The organism is Nocardia transvalensis (assembly GCF_015477765.1).
Classification (GTDB): domain Bacteria; phylum Actinomycetota; class Actinomycetes; order Mycobacteriales; family Mycobacteriaceae; genus Nocardia; species Nocardia transvalensis_A.
The window spans coordinates 239,520-255,855 of sequence record NZ_JADLQQ010000006.1 but is presented as its reverse complement, the minus strand read 5'-3'; the positions used below and the strand labels follow the sequence as shown (position 1 = coordinate 255,855).

The 16,336-nt window shown below is 66.3% G+C and carries 17 protein-coding genes; 11 read left to right on the top strand and 6 right to left on the bottom strand.

What is annotated here, in order from left to right; genetic code table 11:
* The first annotated feature begins 3 nt into the window (after positions 1-3).
* Entirely contained in the window at positions 4-636 is a 633-nt protein-coding gene (locus IU452_RS19150; RefSeq protein WP_195110459.1) for a TetR/AcrR family transcriptional regulator, read from the top strand.
* A complete protein-coding gene (locus IU452_RS19145; protein ID WP_195110458.1) occupies positions 633-2,231 on the top strand; it encodes an MDR family MFS transporter in 1,599 nt (532 codons plus the stop codon). Before IU452_RS19150 ends, IU452_RS19145 begins: the two co-directional genes overlap by 4 nt.
* Positions 2,232-2,274: 43 nt before the next feature.
* On the opposite strand, the gene IU452_RS19140 is transcribed toward IU452_RS19145, so the two are convergent.
* Positions 2,275-3,522: an amidohydrolase gene (locus tag IU452_RS19140; RefSeq protein WP_195110457.1), complete on the bottom strand. Its 1,248-nt coding sequence runs from the start codon at positions 3,520-3,522 to the stop codon at positions 2,275-2,277.
* Between the two features lie 240 nt (positions 3,523-3,762).
* Between IU452_RS19140 and IU452_RS19135 the strand changes: the two genes are divergently transcribed.
* From IU452_RS19135 to IU452_RS19115, 5 genes are all read left to right on the top strand, one after another.
* Entirely contained in the window at positions 3,763-5,007 is a 1,245-nt protein-coding gene (locus tag IU452_RS19135; protein ID WP_195110456.1) for a lipase family protein, read from the top strand.
* A gap of 178 nt (positions 5,008-5,185) precedes the next feature.
* The gene (locus IU452_RS19130) at positions 5,186-5,719 is read left to right on the top strand and encodes a PaaI family thioesterase (protein ID WP_195110455.1); all 534 of its coding nucleotides are present in this window, start codon (positions 5,186-5,188) and stop codon (positions 5,717-5,719) included.
* A gap of 97 nt (positions 5,720-5,816) precedes the next feature.
* Positions 5,817-7,247: an alpha-amylase gene (locus IU452_RS19125; protein ID WP_195110454.1), complete on the top strand. Its 1,431-nt coding sequence runs from the start codon at positions 5,817-5,819 to the stop codon at positions 7,245-7,247.
* A 137-nt stretch (positions 7,248-7,384) separates the two neighbouring features.
* On the top strand, positions 7,385-7,879 hold the full coding sequence (locus IU452_RS19120) for a nuclear transport factor 2 family protein (RefSeq protein ID WP_195110453.1): 495 nt from the start codon (positions 7,385-7,387) through the stop codon (positions 7,877-7,879).
* Between the two features lie 3 nt (positions 7,880-7,882).
* Entirely contained in the window at positions 7,883-8,821 is a 939-nt protein-coding gene (locus IU452_RS19115) for an NAD(P)H-binding protein (RefSeq protein WP_195110452.1), read from the top strand.
* A 31-nt stretch (positions 8,822-8,852) separates the two neighbouring features.
* Here the strand turns inward: IU452_RS19115 and IU452_RS19110 are convergent, their stop codons facing one another.
* From IU452_RS19110 to IU452_RS19090, 5 genes are read right to left on the bottom strand one after another with little or no spacing between them, the layout of a single operon-like run.
* The gene (locus IU452_RS19110; RefSeq protein ID WP_195110451.1) at positions 8,853-9,431 is read right to left on the bottom strand and encodes a hypothetical protein; all 579 of its coding nucleotides are present in this window, start codon (positions 9,429-9,431) and stop codon (positions 8,853-8,855) included.
* Positions 9,428-9,937, bottom strand: coding sequence for a F0F1 ATP synthase subunit B (locus IU452_RS19105; protein ID WP_195110450.1), 510 nt, complete (start codon positions 9,935-9,937; stop codon positions 9,428-9,430). The genes IU452_RS19110 and IU452_RS19105 overlap by 4 nt, the downstream gene beginning before the upstream one ends.
* Before the next feature lie 6 nt (positions 9,938-9,943).
* Entirely contained in the window at positions 9,944-10,201 is a 258-nt protein-coding gene (locus IU452_RS19100) for a F0F1 ATP synthase subunit C (protein ID WP_195110449.1), read from the bottom strand.
* Between the two features lie 49 nt (positions 10,202-10,250).
* Positions 10,251-11,009, bottom strand: a complete 759-nt coding sequence (atpB, locus tag IU452_RS19095) for a F0F1 ATP synthase subunit A (protein WP_195110448.1) — start codon at positions 11,007-11,009, stop codon at positions 10,251-10,253.
* Positions 11,006-11,365 (bottom strand): hypothetical protein, encoded by a 360-nt coding sequence (locus IU452_RS19090; protein WP_228818358.1) that lies wholly within the window; start codon positions 11,363-11,365, stop codon positions 11,006-11,008. Before IU452_RS19090 ends, atpB begins: the two co-directional genes overlap by 4 nt.
* Before the next feature lie 542 nt (positions 11,366-11,907).
* Between IU452_RS19090 and IU452_RS19085 the strand changes: the two genes are divergently transcribed.
* From IU452_RS19085 to IU452_RS19070, 4 genes are all read left to right on the top strand, one after another.
* Positions 11,908-12,201, top strand: coding sequence for a DUF3311 domain-containing protein (locus tag IU452_RS19085; protein WP_195110446.1), 294 nt, complete (start codon positions 11,908-11,910; stop codon positions 12,199-12,201).
* The gene (locus IU452_RS19080; RefSeq protein WP_195110445.1) at positions 12,198-13,667 is read left to right on the top strand and encodes a sodium:solute symporter family protein; all 1,470 of its coding nucleotides are present in this window, start codon (positions 12,198-12,200) and stop codon (positions 13,665-13,667) included. The genes IU452_RS19085 and IU452_RS19080 overlap by 4 nt, the downstream gene beginning before the upstream one ends.
* Positions 13,668-13,698: 31 nt before the next feature.
* Positions 13,699-14,667: a non-homologous end-joining DNA ligase gene (gene ligD / locus IU452_RS19075; protein WP_195110444.1), complete on the top strand. Its 969-nt coding sequence runs from the start codon at positions 13,699-13,701 to the stop codon at positions 14,665-14,667.
* Positions 14,668-15,101: 434 nt separating this feature from the next.
* Complete coding sequence (locus tag IU452_RS19070; protein WP_195110443.1) at positions 15,102-16,277, top strand: glycosyltransferase family 4 protein; 1,176 nt, start codon at positions 15,102-15,104, stop codon at positions 16,275-16,277.
* The last annotated feature ends 59 nt before the right edge of the window (positions 16,278-16,336 follow it).

The window sequence follows — 16,336 nt, the reverse complement described above, 5'->3', positions numbered from 1 at the left end:
GGCATGGTCAAGGCGATGCAGGACGGCTCACTGGGGCTGCGGGAACAGAAGAAGCGGCAGACCCGGCACGATCTGTGCCTGGCCGCGCGCCGCCTGACCGTCGAGCGCGGGCTCGACGCCACCACCACCGACGACATCGCCAAGGCGGTCGGCGTCTCACCGCGCACCTTCTTCAACTACTACGAGACCAAGCTGGATGCGGTCCTCGGCCCCATCGGGGATATCGGCACACCCGAGGCGCGTGAACAGTTCGTGGCGGGCGGCCCCACCGGCGTGCTGATCGACGATCTCGTCGCGCTGTACGCCTCCAGCTACGTGCCCGAAGACGAAGTGCGCGAGAACATCTCGTTGATCACCGAGATCATCAAGACCGAACCGCGGGTGGTGGCAGGGTTCTTCGCCGCGGGCGTCCGGCACACGACCGCCGTGCAGGAGCTGCTGACCGCCCGCATGGGTGAGGTCTCGCACCAGTTCGCCTCTCTCACAGCGGGGCTCATGTCCACCCTGACCACTCACGCGGCGATGTCGCTGGCCGACCGTCCGGACCTGCCGCTGGCGACCGCCCTCCACGAGCAGTGTCGACTGGCAGCCCGCCTGTTCGGCCCCGACCCTGAAAACAAGGAGAGACACCGATGACCGCGACGGCCGAATCGCCGCCGACCCCAATAGTTCTCACCCGGAAGCGGATCTGGCTCATCTTCTCCGCACTGATCGCGGGCATGTTCCTGGCCAGCCTCGATCAGACCATCGTGGGCACCGCGATGCCGACCATCGTCGGCGAGTTGGGCGGCATCTCCCATATGGCCTGGACCGCGACGTCCTACCTCCTGGCGACGACCATCGTCATGCCGATCTACGGCAAATTCGGCGACCTGTTCGGGCGGCGCTGGCTGTTCCTGTTCGCCATCGCCGTCTTCACCGCCGCCTCGGTCGGGGCGGCCGTGTCGAACGGCTTCTGGGAGTTCATCGTGTTCCGCGGCCTGCAGGGCGTGGGCGGCGGCGGTCTGATGATCCTGGCGCAGGCCATCATCGCCGATATCGTCCCGGCCAAGGACCGCGGCAAGTTCATGGCGCCGATGGGCGCGATCTTCGGCGTCACCTCCGTGGCCGGTCCGCTGCTCGGCGGCTTCTTCGCCGACAGCCTGAGCTGGCGCTGGTGCTTCTGGATCAACGTCCCGGTCGGCCTCGCGGCGATGGTCATCGCGTTCCGCTACCTGAGCATTCCCAGTCACCGGCCCAAGGTGAAGCCCGACTACTTCGGCGTGGTGCTCATGTCGGCCGCGACGACGCTGCTCATCCTGATCACCGACTGGGGCGGCAAGCAGTACGCGTGGGGCTCGCCGACGATCCTGTCGATGGCCGCGGCGCTGGTGATCATCGTCGGCGTGTTCGTGGCCGTGGAGGCGCGGGCCGAGGAGCCCATGCTGCCGCTGTGGCTGTTCCGCAACCGCACCTTCGTGCTGACCTCGGCCATCGGCCTCATCGTCGGCCTGGTGATGTTCGCGGCGCTGGCGTTCATCCCGACCTACCTGCAAATGGCCACCGGCGCTTCGGCTTCGGTGTCGGGCCTGCTGCTCATCCCGATGATGATCGGCATGATGGCGACGCTCATCGGCTCGATGACCGCCATCACCAAGACCGGCCGCTACCGGATCTACCCGCCGCTGGGCGCGCTGATCATCATCCTCGGCATGCTGTGGATGACCCGGATCGATGCGCACAGCTCGATGTGGCTGGTGTCGGCGATGCTGTTGGTCATCGGCGCGGGGCTCGGCCTGATCATGCAGATCATCGTGCTGGTGGTCCAGAATGCGGTCGCGCCCGAGCAGATCGGCACCGCGACCAGCGCCAACAACTACTTCCGGGAAATGGGCGGCGCGATCGGCGTGGCGATCTTCGGGTCGATCTTCACCAGCCGGCTCACCGACGGGCTGACCGAGGTCTTCCGCACACACTGGCAGGAGGCCGCGCAGTCCGGCCTGCAGCCGAGCGAGCTGGTGCCCTCGGTGGTCAAACACCTGCCTGCCGGGCTGCACGACGCCATCGTCGGCGCCTACGCCGACGCCCTGGTGCCGGGCTTCTGGTACGTGATTCCCGGTGCGGCCCTTGCCTTCCTGCTGACGCTGTTCATTCCGCACCTGAAGCTGTCGGACGAGGCGGGCATGGTCGCGCGTGGTGAGGCGGTGCTGGAGGAGGACGACCCGGACGCGGAGCTCGTCGCCGGGCGCTGACCGGACGAGCCGCAGGGGTGCGCGCCCCTGCGGCTCGTTGCGTTCAGTCGAGCCAGGTCAGGGCGGCGGTGACCATGGCGGTGACGCCGGTGTCGATCGCCGGATCGCATTCCGGAGCGAAGTGGGGCGAATGGTTGGAGGGGATGTCCTGCATCCCCCGGCCCTGGGCGAAGGCCTGCGCGAAGCGCTGCGGATCGACACCGCCGAAGAACCAATAGCACAGGGGCGCACCGGAACTCGTTGCCAGCAGGCCGCAGTCCTCACTGGCCGTCACCGGGCCGGGGTCGACGACCTTGTCGGCTCCGAACGCGTCGCGGAATGCCGATGCGGTTCGTTCGACCGCGGCCGCATCGTTGACCAGGGTCGGGAAGGTTTCCAGCGTCTCGATATCCGGTGCGCGTTCCGCGCCGGACGCGGCCGCCTCCGCCCGGACGATGCGCTCGATCGCCCGCAGCACCCGCTCGCGCATCTCGGGGGTGTAGGTGCGGATATTGACCAGCAGTTCGGCGTGGTCGGAGATGATGTTGTGCCGGGTGCCCGCCTTGATCGAGCCGACGGTGACGACGGCGATCTCCCCGCCCGCGATCTCGCGCGACACGATCGTCTGCAGGCGCATGACGGTCGCCGCCGCCAGCACCACCGGATCGACGGTGGCCTCCGGGCGGGAACCGTGTCCGCCCTTGCCGTACAGCGTGATTCGCAGCGCATCGGTGGCGGCCATGGCCGGGCCGGGGTGCAGCGCCACGATATCCGTCGGCAGCGGGCCGACGTGTTGGCCGAGGACCACGTCCGGCCTGCCGAAGCGGTCGAACAGGCCGTCGTCGATCATGGCCTGGGCGCCCGTGGCGGTCTCCTCGGCGGGCTGGAACACCGCGAGCACCGTCCCCGACCAGGACTGCGTGCTCTCCGCGAGGATCTGCAGGGCGCCCAGCAGACAGGTGACGTGGATGTCGTGGCCGCAAGCATGCATGACCGACTCGCCGGTGTCCGGATCGGTCGCGGTGGAGGCGTAGGGCAGGCCGGTCTGTTCGTGCACCGGAAGGGCATCCATATCGGCCCGCAGCAGCACCGTGGGTCCGGTCCCGTTGGCCAGCCGCGCCACTACGCCGGTGTGGCCCACGCCCGTGGTGACCTCGTAGCCGAACGACGCTGCGCGGCGGGCGATTTCGTCGGCGGTGCGATGTTCGCCGAAAGCCAGCTCGGGATGGGCATGGAGATCGCGGTACAGGTCGGCGAGGTCGCCGTGGATTGCTTCGAGCCGATCCGCGAGATTCGGCGCTGCGCGTGTCATTGCTTCGGTCCCTCCCGGCCATGGTGCAGGCCCGCACATCTTCATCAGGTGGTACGCAATCGACTGTACTGGGAGGCACCGGCGTGTGGGTCGTGCAAAGCCGATAGAGTGGAATCGACGGAGTAATTCGACAGGGGTGCTCATTGCGAGAGCGACCACAGTTCCCCCTATTTCCGATCCAGCTCACTAGCGGACCGAGGCGAAACTTCCGGCCGAAACTATACGGCTACGATCCTGCCGGTGAGTATTCGTAGATTTCTCGGCGTTTTCGCCGCCGCGCTGGCACTCGCCGGTTCGGTGAATTCGATTTCCCTGGCCTCGGCAACAGCGGCACCGCCCGTGCCGGGCGACGACCCGTTCTACGCGCAGCCGCACTCGCTGAGCGGCAGGTCCATGGGCGAGGTGATCGACAGCCGGCCGGTCGATCTCCCGAATTTCCCGACCTCGGCGCGATTCTCGGCGTGGCAGCTGAAATACGTCAGCCAGAACTCCGAGGGGTCGCCGTGGACCACGATGGCCACCGTGCTGCGGCCCGCCGACCAGGCCGGGCCGTCGGCGCTGCTGGTCTACGATCCCTGGATCGACGCCGTGGATCCCCGCTGCAGCCCGTCCTATCAGATTCGCGCGGACACCGATTATCAGACCTCCACCGGCATGCGCAGCGAGTTCCAGAATATCGGTGCCGCACTGGACCGGGGCTGGACCGTCGTGATCCCCGATTACCTCGGTCCCGACGGTGAATTCGCGGCGGGCAAAGTCGAGGGCCGTAATACTCTCGACGGCGTTCGCGCCGCCGAGAATTTCGCGCCCGCAGGGCTTTCCGGCACCTCGACGCCGGTACTGATGTTCGGTTATTCCGGCGGGGCCCGCGGCATCGAATTCGGTGCCGAACTCGCACCGACGTATGCGCCCGAGCTGAATATCCGCGGCGTCGCGGCGGGCGGCGTGCCGACCGATATGGGCGCGACGGCAGGGCTGTTGAACGGCGGCCCGTTCGCGGGCCTCGCCTTCTCGGCCGCCCTCGGCCTCGACCGCGCCTACCCGCAGCTCGGGATCTCCTCCTACTTCCCGGATACCGCGTTCCGGCAGTCGATTTCGAGCCTGTGCGCCTACGAGCTGATGAAGAAGTACCCCTTCGACCGGCTGCAGAATCACACAGTGAACGGCGTCTGGCCCCTCGGCGTCCCGGCGATCGCGAAGACGCTGGACGGCCTGCGTGCCGGCACCTACGGCACGCCCACCGCGCCGATGTACCTGTTCACCGGTGCGAACGACGAGATCGCCTCGGTGCCGGAGTCGGACCGGCTGGTGGCCGACTACTGCGGCCGCGGCCTGGACGTCACCTACACGAAGTATCCGGTGGCCGAACACATTTCGGCCGGATTCATCACCGCGACCCCGGCCATGGACTGGCTCGCCCAGCGCCTCACCGGCGCGCCGACCGCTCCGACCTGCGGTGCGCCGGATAACGCGCGCATCGGATAGTCGTACGCCCTGTCATCGAGGTCCGGACGGCCCCGATGACAGGGCGTCGGCCGTGCCCATCGGCGCTACTCCTTGCCGTGCGATCGCCGTCACACCCCCGAAATGGGGGTAACTGCTAGATTGCTCCATGGTGGATAGCTACTGTCAGCGAGATAGTTATCTCGAAAGGACGAGCCCGATGACCGAGAACACGACGACGTCCGCCCCCGCCGCCTGGGGGGAGCCGCACAGCAAGACGGTGACCTGGTACGACCCCCTGGCGACCGCCCAGGCCGGTGCGACCATGTCGGGCCTGGAATACATGCGCGCCATCGCCGCCGGTGATCTCCCCGCGGCCCCGATCAGCTACCTCCTCGGCGGCATGACCGATATGACGGTCGCCGAGGGAGAGGTCGGATTCTCCTGTGTCCCCGACGAATCCGCCTACAATCCCATCGGCCTGGTACACGGCGGCCTGGTCTGCACGCTGCTCGATTCGGTCGCCGGCTGTGCCGTCCACACGACCCTTCCGGCCGGGGTCGGATACACCTCCATCGAGATCAAGGTCAACTACTTGCGTTCCATCCACGCCGACACCGGCCCCATCCGGGCGCGAGGCTGGGTCACCAAGCCCGGCCGCCGCGTCGCCTTCGCCGAGGCCGAGGTGCACGACACCACCGGCAAGCTCCTGGCCACCGCGTCCAGCTCCCTGCTGATCCTGTCCCTGGCCTGATTTCGCGGAACCGCCTCGCATTCCATCCACCGGCGGCAACGACGTGTGCGAGCTGACCTGACTCATCTTGTGCGCGGGCTCGGTTACAGTCGCCTCCATGGCGCGATCATGGGTCTTCGTCCTGGTCATGGGGATTCTCGCGGCCGGACTCGCGGTGCCTGCGCAAACCTCGGCCGCGGCGCCGGACCGGGATGTGATCGTGCAGATGTTCGGGTGGAATTGGCGATCGATCGGCCGGGAATGCCGGGAGACGCTGGGGCCGCTGGGGTATGGGGCCGTGCAGACTTCGCCGCCGGAGGAGCATTCGCTGCTGCCGGAACAGGGTTTTCCGTGGTGGCAGAGCTATTCGGCGGTGTCCTACAGGTTGGACAGCCGCTATGGGACCCGGGCCGAGCTGGCGGATATGGTCCGCAGCTGCCATGAGGCCGGGGTGCAGGTGTATGTGGACACCATCATCAACAACATGTCGGCGGTGAACGGGTGCGGGATCGGCAGTGCGGGCACGCCGTACTGTCACTATTGGTATCCGACGACGGGCTACGGTCCGGACGATTTTCATCATTGCGGCACGCCGAACGAGGCGATCGAGGACTACGGGGACCGCTATCAGATCCACCACTGCCAAACGTTGAATGCCTCCGACCTGGCCACCGACAAGGACGCGGTCCGGGATCGCATTGCCGGATATCTCGAGGATCTGCTCTCCCTCGGCGTCGACGGCTTCCGCATCGATTCGGCGAAGTACATCGCCCCCGAGGACCTTTCGGCGATCGAGCAGCGGCTGACTCGACCTGCCTACGTCTATCAGGAGGTCATCTACGGCTGGCACGAAGGCGTCCAGCCCGAGGATTACCTCGCCACCGGCGACGTGATGGACCTGCGCTACGCCGGAGGCCTGAGCGCGATCTTCCGGCACGGGCGGCTGGCACAGCTGCGAAAGTTCGGCTCGGCCCTGCCGTCCGACAAGTCCGTGGTCTTCGTGGCCAACCACGACACCGAACGCAACGGGTCCACGCTGACCTACGCCGACGGTGACCGTTACGTCCTGGCCAATGCATTCCTGCTCGCCTGGCCCTACGGGCGTCCGAAAGTCCTGAGCGACTATGCCTTCACCGGCTACGACGAGCCGCCGCCGTCCGATCCGCTCGGCCGCACCACCGACGCCGCCTGCGGCGACGGCCATTGGCTGTGCGAACACGCCTGGCCCGGTGTGGCGGGGATGGTCGGCTTTCACCGACAGGTCCGCGACGAGCCGGTGGTCGACTGGTCCGACAACGGGGGCAATCTCATCGCCTTCGGTCGCGGGAACGCGGGCTATCTCGTGCTCAACGGCGAGGACTTCGCGGTCACGAGCCGGGCCTATCACACACCCCTTCCACCGGGCACCTACTGCGATGTCATGCACGGGTCCATCCGAGAAGGAACCTGCACCGGGCCCGCCTACGAAATCGACGGCGGGGGTTGGCTGCACGCGGATGTCGCGCCCCAGTCCGGCATCGCCCTCCACGCCGGCGCGCTCGTGGAGTAGACGCGCCGACCTCGCCTGTGGACGGCCACCAGCCCGACCCCATCATCCTCACAAGCAATAGAAGTCGATACTTCATATTCACTCTTGTCCACTTCAAAAAGTTATGTGACAGTGAACGTATGGCTGCACATGGCTCCATGACCGCATCCGTTGTCGACGACAAGGGGCGCCTCGATGCTTCGCGGTTCGCCGTCGAGGCCGAGCGCATGACCAACGAGGCGAGCCTGGGCGAATGGCTGGCGCTCTACCACCACGATGCCGTCGCGGAATGGATCATCGACGGGGTGCGCCGCTGCTATACAGGCATCGACGAGATCCGGCCCGCCGCGACGGTGATGGCCGGGCTGTGGCGAGTCCACGGACTCCAGGTGCGCAAGACGGTCCAGTGCGCGAACTCCGGCACCGTCGTGCTGACCTATGAGGGCGGGTTCCGCGGCCGCACAAACCAATTCGGCACCGAGATCTGGACCTTCCGCGACGGTCTCGTCAGCCGTCACCAGCTGTACGGCTACCTCGACGTGCGGCGGCCCGACTCGGTACGGGCCCGGCTGCGGATGCTGCTCATCGATCCCCGTACGGCGCTGAGCGCGCTGTGGAACGAGCGCAAGCACTATTCGAACGTCACGGAGTGAGCCATGAAGGCACTGATCGTCGGCGCCAGCGGATACAACGGCGGGCTTGTCGCCCGCCGCCTCGCCGACCAGGGCCATACCGTCCGCGGGTTGGTCCGCGATCCGGCGCGTGCCACGCCCGGACTCGACGAGATCGTGCGGGGCGATGTCGTCTCCGGGGAAGGTCTCGTCGAGGCGCTCACCGGGGTGGATGTCGCGTTCTATTTCGTTCACGCACTTAACGCCTCCGACCGCCGGACCGACGAACGCGACAGGCAGGCAGCCCACCAGTTCGTGCTGGCCGCACGCGCCACCGAACTTCCCCGCGGCGTCTTCTTCACCACCCTGGCCGCCCCAGCGGGGGTGGAACAGCCTGTCTACCAACGCAATCGGCTCGTCGTCGAGGAGATTCTGCTTCGCGGCATGCGAGGTATGACCGCCGTGCGGGCCGGGATGGTCCTCGGCGCGGGATCGCGCGGACTGCTGCCGTACCTGAGACTCGCCCAACGACTACCCGTCATTCCGCTCGGCCCTTGGCGCACCAATCACATCGCGGTCATCGACCCGGGAACCACGGTCGACACCCTCATCACCGCCGGAACCCGCCGTCGATTGGCGGGCCGATCGCTCGACGCACCCGCCTGCGCCGAACCCACCCACGAACAACTCCTGCGGGCGGTCGTCGAGGCACTTCGCCTGCGCCGCCTGATCGTTCCCCTGCCGATCGCCACCCCGCGGGCCGACGCCGCACTCACCGCCGCCGTCACCGGCGACTCCTACCAGTTCTGCCGATACCTCGCCAGCGCCAACCAGTACGACTACGTCGTCGACCCCACCCGCTCCCGCCCCTTCGCCCACCTCACTCCCCCACCGCTGTCCGAAGCCCTCCGCCAGGCCGTAAGTGCCACGGAACCGAGATCCGCACCCCTTCTACGCATCCGCACCCTCTACGGACGGCCGTAGAGGGTGCGGATGTCAGGAAGGGGTGCGGTGTTCAGTTCCAGCGTGACTGCGCCTGGCGGCGCACTGGGTGGCTGCCGTTGGCCAGGGCCTCCAGCTCCTCCAGGAAGCGTTCGATGCTCTCGGCCTTGGCCGTCGGGGTTTCGATCTTGATGCGGACCTTTTCCTCGGTGCGGTCGAGCATGGCGGAGGTCAGGTCGGTCTGCAGGTCGCGGATGAGCTGGCGGCGCAGCTGCAGGATCTGGTCGCGGCCCTGCTTGCGGACGCGCTCGACCTCGGCGGCGGCGGCCTCGCGCATCTGCGCGATGATGTGCTCCGCATCGTCCTGGGCGTCCTTGCGCATCCGTTCCAGTTCGGCCTGCGCCTCTGCCATGGCGCTGTCATAGGCCTTTTTGGCCTTGGCCAGCCGTTCGACCGCCTCCTCGCTCTCCTCGAGCTGCTTGCGGACGGCCTCCTGGTTGCGGGCCATAAGCCCCTTGACCGGTGGCACAACCCATTTGACGAGCACATAGACGATGACCGCGAAGCCGAACAGCTGGCTGAAGAAGACCGGCCAGTCGAAGGTGATGTGGTACCCGGTCTCGGCGGCCAGGATGCCGGTGGTGGTGTTCATGACGACGCCTGTCCCCTCTGACGTCCGGCACTGGTTCCGGCACGTCGATCGTCGACGCCGGACACCCGGTCGGCCAGCGAATCGGCGAGTGGCTCGACTTCCTCGCGCAGCTCGGCGGCCACCTGATCGGCCTCGGCGCGCAGCTGTGCCGCGGACTCCGCGACGATGCGGTCGGCTTCCTCCTGCGCCTCGGTGCGCAGCCGATCGAGAATGGCGCGTCCCTCGGCGCGCGCCTGATTCCGAATTTCGGCCGCTTCCTCGCGCGCCTGTTTGAGACCCGACTGGTAGCGGGCCTCGGCCTCGGCGAACGTCTCCTTGGCTTCCTTGTCGTTCGCCGTCGTCGCCTCGACCCTGGCCTCGCGTTCCGCCAGCACCTTTCGGATCGGCGGAACGACGAAGAACCAAATGACTCCGAGCACGATCAGGAAGATCAACAACTCGACGAAGAAGGTGCCGTTGGGGATGAGGAAATTCCCCTGGGCCACCACATCGGTTCGCGGAGTCATGACGCGTTACTTACCTGGTGTGGCGAAGACGAACAACGCCATGAAGGCCAGGTTGATGAAGTACGCGGCTTCGACCAGACCGACGGTCAGGAAGAAGTTGACCCGCAATCGACCCTCGGCCTCCGGCTGTCGGGTCACTCCGTTGATCAACGCCGAACCCGCGATACCGTCACCGATGCCGGCACCGATGGCGCCACCGGCCATGATGAGTCCGCCACCGATCAGCGCACCCTGGACGATGGTCGCGGTTGCTGGATCTGCCATGTTTCACTTCCTGTTCTCGAACGTTTCCGATCGGCGATCGTCGATCAGATCAGTGGTTTTCGTGCTCCAAGGACATGGACTGGCTGAAGTAGAGAACGGTCAGCAGCGAGAAGATGAACGCCTGAATGGCACCGATGAACATATCGAACAGCTTCCAGACGGCATTCGGCCCCCAGCTTATCCAGAACGGGAACAGCGTGATCACCGAGATCATCACGACACCGGCGAACATATTGCCGAACAACCGCAGGGACAACGAGATCGGCTTGGCGATCTCCTCGACGACGTTGACGAACACCATCGGGCCCCAGCCGGTGTGCCCTTTGAGCAATTGCTTGAAGTGGGTGATCGGGCCGCGCCTGGCCATGCCCGCCCCCTGATAGAAAAGGAATACGAACAGGGCGAGCGCATAGACGAAGTTGACGTCCGACGCCGGCGGGAAGATCAGTTCGCCCTGCCCGTATTGCACCGGCAGCACCGAGATCCAGTTCGACAGCAGGATGAAGACGAACAGCGTGACCGCCAGCGGCAGCGCGAACGGAGCGATCTTCATTCCGATGGCCGTCTCGACCTGGTTGCGCATCTGGATCGTCACGGCCTCGAAGAACAGCTGAACGCCGTTCGGCACCCCCGAGGTGATCTTGATCCGCACGAAGAAGGCCAGGGCGATCACGACGATCGCGGCCACCACCGTCGACACGATCGTGTCGATGTTGAAGTCCATACCCCACATGTGCACGACCGCGTGATGGCCGACCTTGATCTTCGGCTCGGCTTCCTGGGCGAGCACGGCAGCGTGAATAGTCATGGCAGCTGGCGCAGCCCTTTCCATTCGGGAACCACGGTGTGGAGGACCAGGATTACTTGAAAGGCGGCCAGGCCGAAGAAGATTCCGATTCCGCTGGGCCGGGTCAGGAATGCCACCACGATCGCGAGCACGGTCAGACCCATCAGGCGGACCGCGGTAGACAGCATCAAGACCTGTTTGCTCGGCGTTTCCGAACGGATGGTGCGCGTCACGGACTTCCAGGTGAGTTGGGCATTAACCCAACCCAGTCCGAGTCCGACACAGATGAACGTGCCCAGCAGCAACCGATCCAATGGCCCCGTCACCATCAGGGCCAGTACGCCGAGTGCGGTCGCAATAACCGTCACGCGGCGCATTCGGAGTCTGTCCACGGTCACTACGACACCGCCCTTGCCGTCCAACCCACCACGTAGTGGGTTCGTGATTGATCGTCAGCTTACACATCTCAACACCATTGTGTAGCAACAATTTTGATCTTCGTTTACATGATCTTGAAGTGGCGCCGGTTCGCCACGGCAGACATTCTTCAGCTATCCACCGTAGTGCACGATTTGGCAAATCATTGGCGACACAAGGACATCAAAGGCAAATCAGATAGCAGCACGTACCCAGAGGCGACAAAAGAATCAATCGGACAATTCGGACAATTCGGCAGAACTCTGATTGCTTGCTCAGTGCGCAGTCTACAACCCCTCATCGAATATCCCCGAATTGCAATGGCTCCCGCGCAGCAATCGCGACAAACAGGACGATCGTGGCCGCGGCGACCCCGACGGATGCCAGTCGGAGCGTTCGCTCTGACCGGCCGGGCGACACGCGCCCGGCCGGGCTGGCGACGCGTCCGAGCATCGGCGAGGGTGGCGTGGAAGATCACCGCACGCCCACGAGAGGTACCGCCATGGCCGAACCGCCGCCGCCGAACGGCACCGAACGGACCTACCCCCTGCGCCGCCGCGGCCCGATGTTGTGGCTGCTGGCCCTGCCGGGTCTGCTGTACTGCCTGGCGCCGGTGGTGGCGAATCGGGTGGAGCCGCGGGTGTTCGGGATTCCGTTCCTTATCTTCTATGTACTGGTGGTCACCGCGGGCACCGGACCGCTGGTCGGGCTGGTGGCCCGGTTCGATCCCGCTTACCGTTCGGGTGCAGCGGAATTCGTTCCGGCCGATGACGCCGAGCCGCGGGAGCCGTCGTGACGGGGCGCGCGGCGGTGGCCGTCACGCTGTTCGCCGTGGCGATGGTGGCGACGGTCGTGATCGGCGTGCTGTCCGGCCGGGGCCGGGGGAAATCCATGGCCGAGTGGTCGATCTCGGGACGCGGGCTGGGGACGCTGTTCGTGCTGCTGCTCATGGCGGGCGAGTCCTATACGAGCTTCTCGTTTCTCGGCGCCGCGGGATGGTCGTATCGCTACGGGGTGCCGATCTTCTATCTGATCGCCTATCTGAGCACCGGGCTGGTGGTCGCCTACTTCGTGGCGCCGCTGCTGTGGACCTACTGCGCCCGGCATCGGCTGGTCTCGATCGCCGATATCGCCGAACATCGCTTCCGATCGCGGCCGCTGGGTGTCGTCGTCGCGGTGATCTGCACGATCTTCCTGATTCCCTATGTGCAGCTGCAGATTCAGGGGATGGGCGTGGTGGTGCACGCCATGTCCTACGGCGCGGTCGACCTGCGGGTGGCCGCGGTGGTGTCGTTCGTGGTGGCCGAGATCTTCATCCTGGCTTCGGGGCTGCGGGGGTCGGCCTGGGTGAGCGTGCTCAAAGATGGACTGGCGGTGCTGTCGGTGCTGTTTCTGGCGATCTACGTGCCGTGGCACTACTTCGACGGTCCGGGGCATCTGCTGGATCGGCTGGTGGCGGAGAAGCCGCAGTGGCTGACCTTTCCCGGCGCGGGCGGCGGGACGTTCGGCGGGGCCTGGTTCGTGTCGACGATCGTGCTGAACGTCGTCACCATCTGCATCTTCCCCACCACCGTCGCCGGATATCTGTCGGCCGCGAATCCGACCGCGCTGCGCCGCAATTCGATCCTGCTGCCCTGGTACCAACTGCTGCTGGTGGTTCCGATGCTGATCGGGGCGGCGGCGCTGTTCGTCGTGCCGCAGCTGGCGAATTCGGATCTGGCGCTCTACGAGCTGGTCACCGACTCGCTGCCGGCTCCGATAGTCGCCGTGATCGGTATCGCCGGGGCGCTGTCGGCCATCGTGCCGATGAGCGTATTCCTGGTGGCCATCGGGACCCTATGGGGCAGAACGATTCTGGGCCGTGGACTGCCCGATCATCGGCAGCGGAGCTGGTCACAGCTGGTCTGCCTGCTGGTCGGTGCTATCGCGCTCGCCGGTGCGCTGATCTACCCCAAGGCGCTGGTCAACCTGTCGGTGCTGTCCTACGAAGGGATCGCGCAGCTGCTGCCCGCGGTGCTGCTCGGACTGTACTGGCGGCGGTTGACCGCGGGCGGTGTGGCGGCCGGGCTCGTCGTCGGCAGCGTGATCGTACTGGGCCTGCACGTGCTGGGCCTGGATCCGCTGGGCGGAGTCAACGGCGGGCTGATCGCCCTGACCGCCAACCTCGCCGTCGCGGCGCTCGTATCGCTGCTGCGCCGCCGCACGCGGGTCCTGCGCATCGATATACCTCTCCCGCCCGCCCGCACCGTCCACGACGGTTGACCGCTCCCCCGCGGCAGGGCATGGTGAGGCGATGAGCGGCGACGAGGTCCGTGCGGGCGTCACCCTGACCAATCTCGACAAGCCGCTGTTCGACGGCGCGCAGGCGACCAAGCGCGATCTCATCGACTATCTCGAGGGAGTCGGCGACCGGCTGGTGCGCCAGCTGCGGGACCGGCCGCTGTCGGTCGTGCGGATCCGCCCCGGGCAGGAACCGTTCATGCAGAAGAATCTGCCCAAATACACCCCGGACTGGGTGCCGCGGGTGACGGTGTGGGCCGAGAGCTCCCGGCGCGAGGTGACCTACGCGGTCTGCGAGGACGTGCGCACGCTGCTGTGGTTCGGCAATCAGCGTGCGCTCGAATACCACCCGACGCTGCTGCTCACCGACCACGGCAAGGGGCCGACCCACCTGATCCTCGATCTCGACCCGGCCCCGGGCCAACCCTTCCGGCAGGCCGTACTGGCCGCCGAACTGATCCGCCAGGCCCTGGCCGACGACGGGCTCGCGGGCGCGGTGAAGACCAGCGGGGCCAAGGGCGCCCACGTATTCGTGCCCGTCCGGCCCGGTATCCCCATCGAGGATGCCGCGGCCGCCACCCGGGCCATCGCCGCCCGTGCCGAACGGCTCGATCCCGACCTGGCCACCACGGCCTTCATCCGCGAGGACCGCGGCGGCAAGGTCTTCCTGGACTCCACCCGCGCCGGCGGGGCGACCGTCGTCGCCGCCTACAGTCCGCGGGTACGGCCCGGCACGACGGTGTCGTTCCCGCTCACCTGGTCCGAACTCGCCGACGTCACCCCCGCCGACTTCACCATTCGCACCGCCCTCGAGCTGCTCGGCGACCGCGACCCCTGGGCCACGGAAATGCCCGCACCCCAAGAGCTTCCGGCCGATCTGATCGAGGAGGGCCACACCATCCCGGTCGCCCGGGTCCAGGCCATGCACGAGGGCAAACGCCGCGCCCGCGCCCGGCGCCAGAACTCCGATCCCACGCCGTAGCCGACGAGGCATGCGGCAGGAGGCCTCGCCGAGCTGGATCTGGACGAAACTCTGTGCGGCATCGAAGTTCTCGAAGTGCGCGAACGGTATGCGACCGTGCCACAGGGTGTTTCCGGAATGCCGAACGATCACATCATCGCCGTAGGCTGTCTACCGGGCTGATCGGCCCCCGGTTTCGCGGGCCGATCGGCCCGCGGTGGGGTGAAACCTGTTCGTATGACCGGTACATCACTCCCTCGCGAATCCGGCCCGCGAATTGCGGAGGCTACCGGGGGAATCGGGACATTTTCGGCCGAGATGATTAGCTCGTTCAATGCTGGGTATGCCTCAGACCGGGCGTAGCCCTTGATGAAGGTAACCGGAGTTCCGAGAGGCGAAATGTCCTTCGCCTCCCGCCGCTTGGTCGCAGCTTCATACTTTGAGGAGGCAGTACCATGAGCAGTAGCCCGTCCGGGTCCGATTCTCTTATATACAACCTCCACGATTCCGGTACGCCGTTGAATATCGTCATGGTTGCTCCGCCCTATTTCGAAGTTCCGCCCGCCGGTTACGGCGGCGTAGAGGCGGTCGTGGCGCAACTGGCCGACGCGCTGGTCGCCAGAGGACACCGAGTGACACTGCTCGGCGCGGGACGGTCCGGGACTACTGCTCGGTTCCTGCGGGTGTGGGACAAGATCCTGGCCGATCGCCTGGGAGATCCGTTCCCCGAGGTCCTGAACGCGCTGAAGGTACGCAAGATCATTACGGAGCTGGCGAAGTCCGAGCCCATCGACGTCATTCACGACCACACCTTCGCCGGGCCGCTCAATGCCCCGGTCTACCGGGAACTCGGCATTCCGACGGTGGTAACGGTGCACGGCCCGGTCGACGGCGAGGAGCAGGCTTACTATCGGGCACTGGACAATTCGTCGCAGCTGATCGCGATCAGCGATCGGCAGCGCGCGTTGGCGCCACACCTCAATTGGATCGGCCGCGTATACAACGCGGTCCTGCCGAGCGAATGGCCCTTCCAGAAGAAAAAACAGGATTTCGCACTGTTCCTCGGCCGATATGCGCCTTATAAGGGGCCGGATCTCGCGTTGGAGGCCGCGCACGCCGCCGGTGTGCCGCTGGTACTCGCGGCGAAAATGAATGAACCACAGGAAAAGTCCTATTTTCAGCGCGCGGTGCAACCGCTGTTGACCGATCGTGATTTCGTCTTCGGCGAGGCCGATGCGGTGGCCAAACGCCTGCTGCTGTCCCAGGCTCGCTGCCTGCTGTTCCCGATTCGCTGGGAGGAACCGTTCGGCATCGTCATGATCGAGGCGATGGCCTGCGGAACACCGGTGGTGGCGCTGCGGGGCGGGGCGGTGAGCGAGGTCGTCGAGGACGGGGTCACCGGCATCATCTGCGACGATCCCGCCGACCTGCCCGCCGCCATCGCCGCGGCGAGCCGGCTCGACCCCGTCGCCTGCCGTCGCCGGGTGATCGAGCGCTTCTCGGTGGATCAGCTGGGCGCGGGATACGAGGCGGCCTACTATGCGGCCCTCGACTGTGTCGACCTGCCCCGCATCCCGGCCGATCCCGGCACACAGCTCGATCGCAGCCTGTCGGTCGTGGCGAATTCCTGAGACTCGGTCCTGCGGATTCGTTCCCCGCAGGACCGATCCGTGTCGTATGCGGTGCATAG

Excerpts from the sequence above, each read along its gene's own strand:
- IU452_RS19150 (WP_195110459.1), top strand. The coding sequence starts at position 4 with ATGGTCAAGGCGATGCAGGACGGCTCACTGGGGCTGCGGGAACAGAAG.
- IU452_RS19120 (WP_195110453.1), top strand. The coding sequence starts at position 7,385 with ATGACCGCATCCGTTGTCGACGACAAGGGGCGCCTCGATGCTTCGCGG.
- atpB (WP_195110448.1), bottom strand. The coding sequence starts at position 11,009 with ATGACTATTCACGCTGCCGTGCTCGCCCAGGAAGCCGAGCCGAAGATC.
- IU452_RS19130 (WP_195110455.1), top strand. The coding sequence starts at position 5,186 with ATGACCGAGAACACGACGACGTCCGCCCCCGCCGCCTGGGGGGAGCCG.
- IU452_RS19085 (WP_195110446.1), top strand. The coding sequence starts at position 11,908 with ATGGCCGAACCGCCGCCGCCGAACGGCACCGAACGGACCTACCCCCTG.
- IU452_RS19115 (WP_195110452.1), top strand. The coding sequence starts at position 7,883 with ATGAAGGCACTGATCGTCGGCGCCAGCGGATACAACGGCGGGCTTGTC.
- IU452_RS19090 (WP_228818358.1), bottom strand. The coding sequence starts at position 11,365 with ATGCGCCGCGTGACGGTTATTGCGACCGCACTCGGCGTACTGGCCCTG.
- IU452_RS19070 (WP_195110443.1), top strand. The coding sequence starts at position 15,102 with ATGAGCAGTAGCCCGTCCGGGTCCGATTCTCTTATATACAACCTCCAC.
- IU452_RS19145 (WP_195110458.1), top strand. The coding sequence starts at position 633 with ATGACCGCGACGGCCGAATCGCCGCCGACCCCAATAGTTCTCACCCGG.
- IU452_RS19100 (WP_195110449.1), bottom strand. The coding sequence starts at position 10,201 with ATGGCAGATCCAGCAACCGCGACCATCGTCCAGGGTGCGCTGATCGGT.
- IU452_RS19140 (WP_195110457.1), bottom strand. The coding sequence starts at position 3,522 with ATGACACGCGCAGCGCCGAATCTCGCGGATCGGCTCGAAGCAATCCAC.
- IU452_RS19110 (WP_195110451.1), bottom strand. The coding sequence starts at position 9,431 with ATGAACACCACCACCGGCATCCTGGCCGCCGAGACCGGGTACCACATC.
- IU452_RS19105 (WP_195110450.1), bottom strand. The coding sequence starts at position 9,937 with ATGACTCCGCGAACCGATGTGGTGGCCCAGGGGAATTTCCTCATCCCC.
- ligD (WP_195110444.1), top strand. The coding sequence starts at position 13,699 with ATGAGCGGCGACGAGGTCCGTGCGGGCGTCACCCTGACCAATCTCGAC.
- IU452_RS19125 (WP_195110454.1), top strand. The coding sequence starts at position 5,817 with ATGGCGCGATCATGGGTCTTCGTCCTGGTCATGGGGATTCTCGCGGCC.